The sequence below is a fragment of the bacterium genome (assembly GCA_016873475.1).
In the GTDB taxonomy this organism is placed as follows: Bacteria; Krumholzibacteriota; Krumholzibacteriia; order JACNKJ01; family JACNKJ01; genus VGXI01.
Map to the genome: position 1 here is coordinate 1 of VGXI01000287.1, position 3,257 is coordinate 3,257.

Consider the following 3,257-nt stretch of genomic DNA (forward strand, 5'->3'; position numbering starts at 1 on the left):
CCGAGCAGGCGGCAGCAGCGGGCATGGACATCGTCGGCATGCTCAATCTCGACATGCTCTGCTACCGGGCGGCGGGCGACCCCGAGGACATCGACATCATCAGCAACGCCGCCAGCGACCCGCTCGCCACCCTCGCCACCTCGGCGATCGCGACCTACGTGCCCGAGCTGGCCGCCGTCGAGGGCTACCTCTCGGGCGGCAGCAGCGACCACGCCTCCTTCTGGGGGAACGGCTTCCGGGCGATCTTCTTCTTCGAGGACAGCAACGCCTACAGCCCCTACATCCACACCTCCAACGACGTCATCGGCACCAGCGCCAACAACTTCGCCTTCATGTTCAAGAACGTGAAGGCGACGATCGCGACCTTTGCCGTCATGGCGCGGCCTTTCCACATCGCGATCGCGCACGAGCCGCTGGGGCACAGCGAAACGCTGGGGCCCTTCGCGGTGGACGCCCTCATCCAGGCCGCTCAGCCGCTGGTGCCGGCCAGCTTGCTGCTGCACTATCGCGTGAACGGGGGCGCGTTCCAGAGCCTGACCCTGGCGCCGAGCGGCCAGCCCAACGGCTTCACGGCGACGATCCCCGCCCAGCTACCCGGCAGCCACATCCAGTACTACCTCAGCGCGGCCGATGTGGCCGGCTACACGGCCAGCGCGCCCGAAGGCGCCCCGGGCGTGCTCTACGGCTTCCGCGCCGGCATCACGCCGGTCTTCCGCGACGACGCCGAGCAGAACCTGGGCTGGACCCTGGGCGTGCCCGGCGACAACGCAACGACGGGCCTCTGGATCCGCGCCGATCCCGTGGGCACCGCCTACCAGCCCGAGCACGATCACACGCCGGACCCCGGCACCATCTGCTTCGTGACGGGCAACGGCGCCCCTGGCGGCAGCTCCGGCGACCAGGACGTCGACGGCGGCAAGACCACGCTGCTCTCGCCCATCTTCGACCTCGAGGGCGCAAGCTGGGCGGGCCTGTCCTACTGGCGCTGGTACACGGACGAGACCAACCATGACGACGACTTCCTCGTCGACATCTCGAACAACGGCGGCGCGACCTGGGTCAGCCTCGAGGTCGTCACCGACAGCGCGTATCCCTGGGTCAAGGCGGAGTTCGACGACCTGGGCGCCGTCCTGCCCCTGACCGGCCAGATGCGCGTGCGCTTCATCGCCAGCGACACGGGCAGCGGCAGCCTGGTGGAGGCCCTCATCGACGACTTCGAGGTGATCGCGGCCTCCGACGACCTCACGGCCGTCGAGCCCGGCGTGCCGGCGGCGCTGGCCAGCCTGCGCGCCCATCCGAACCCCTTCAACCCGCAGACGAGCCTCCGCCTCAGCCTGCCCGCGGCCGGCCGGGCGAGCCTGCGCATCTTCGACGCCACGGGCGCCGAAGTGGCGCGGCCCCTGGACGGCCCCGTGGCCGCCGGCCCGCTGGCGCTGATCTGGAACGCCGGGCAGCTGCCCAGCGGCCTCTACCTGGCGCGGCTGAGCCTGGACGGCCGCCCGCTGACGAGCCTCAAGCTCACGCTGCTCAAGTAGGGACTCGCGGACCTGCGCCCGAGCGCCGCTTCACAGGCGCTCGGCGCGCAGGCCCGCGCGCCCCCTCTCCAGCCCGCCAGCCACGGCCTCGCCATTGACTTGCCGGTCCCGCCGCTGTTTCTTGGCGGCACGCGGCGCGGCGGCAAGCGCTGGCAGCGCTGCATCCATGCACGAAGGGGGACGAGTGATGAAGGACTTCATGCGCACACTGCGCCTGGCGGAGGTCAACTCCGGGGCCAGCACCCGCGAGTGGATCGCCCGGCCCGGCGGCGGCGAACTGGCGGTCTTCTCGCCCACGGACGGCAGCCAGATCGGCACCGTGCTGCAGGCCGGGCCCGCCGACTACGAGCAGGTGGCCGCGGCGACGGCCGCCGCCTTCCGCGAGTGGCGCCTCGTGCCCGCGCCTCAGCGCGGCCTCATCGTGCGCGAGTTCGCGGGCGCCTTCCGCGACTACAAGGAGCCGCTGGGCAAGCTCGTCAGCTACGAGATGGGCAAGATCGCGACCGAGGGCCTCGGCGAGGTCCAGGAGATGATCGACATCGCCGACTTCGCCGTCGGCCTCTCGCGCACCATCGGCGGACCCACCCTGCCCAGCGAGCGCCCCGGGCACCGGCTCATGGAGCAGTGGCATCCGCTGGGCCCGATCGGCATCGTGACGGCCTTCAACTTCCCCGTCGCCGTCTGGGCCTGGAACGCGATGATCGCCGCCATCTGCGGCGACACCTGCATCTGGAAGCCCTCGAGCAAGACCCCGCTGACGGCCATCGCCGTCCAGCACATCTGCAACGACGTGATGAAGGCGCACGACCTGCCGCCGATCTTCAGCCTCGTCGTCGGCCGCGGCAGCGCCGTCGGCGACCTGATGATCAAGGACCGCCGCCTGCCCCTGATCAGCGCCACGGGCTCCGTGCGCATGGGCCGCCAGATCGGCGAGGCGGTCGCCCGCCGCCTCGGCCGCAGCCTGCTCGAGCTGGGCGGCAACAACGCCGTCATCGTGGACGCCAGCGCCGACCTCGACATGGCCTTCAATGGGGTGATCTTCGGCGCCGTCGGCACCGCCGGTCAGCGCTGCACGAGCACGCGCCGGCTCTTCCTGCACGAGTCCATCGCCGAGGGCTTCCTGGCCCGCCTGGTCGCCGCCTACAAGCGGGTGCCGATCGGCGACCCGCTCGACCCCAAGACCCTCATGGGCCCCCTGATCGACGAGGGCGCGGTCGAGGACATGCTCAAGGCCATCGCCCAGGCCAAGGCCCAGGGCGGCGAGGTGCTCGTCGGCGGTCAGCGGCTGGATCGCCCGGGCTCCTACGTGCAGCCCACCATCGTCCGTGGACCGCGGGACATGGCGATCGTGCGCGAGGAGACCTTCGCGCCGATCCTCTACGCCTTCACCTTCACGGACATCGACGAGGTGATCGCCCAGCACAACAGCGTCGACCAAGGCCTCTCGAGCAGCATCTTCAGCCGAGACTTCCTCAACATCGAGCGCTTCCTCGGCCCGGCCGGCAGCGACTGCGGCATCGCCAACGTCAACGCCGGCACCAGCGGGGCGGAGATCGGCGGCGCCTTCGGCGGCGAGAAGGAGACCGGCGGCGGGCGCGAGTCGGGCAGCGACAGCTGGAAGCTCTACATGCGCCGGCAGACGAACACGATCAACGGCAGCCGGGCGATGCCGCTGGCCCAGGGCGTGCAGTTCGACCTGGAATAGGCAACCCGGCATCAAAA

The 3,257-nt window shown here is 70.8% G+C and carries 1 protein-coding gene; it reads left to right on the forward strand.

Features of this window, described 5'->3' with window-relative positions; genetic code table 11:
• The first annotated feature begins 1,722 nt into the window (after positions 1 to 1,722).
• Positions 1,723 to 3,240, forward strand: a complete 1,518-nt coding sequence (locus FJ251_14790) for an aldehyde dehydrogenase family protein (GenBank protein MBM4118970.1) — start codon at positions 1,723 to 1,725, stop codon at positions 3,238 to 3,240.
• Positions 3,241 to 3,257 lie beyond the last annotated feature (17 nt).

Bases quoted from the DNA above. Each gene is read 5' to 3' on its own strand.
- FJ251_14790 (MBM4118970.1), top strand. From the start codon at position 1,723: ATGAAGGACTTCATGCGCACACTGCGCCTGGCGGAGGTCAACTCCGGG.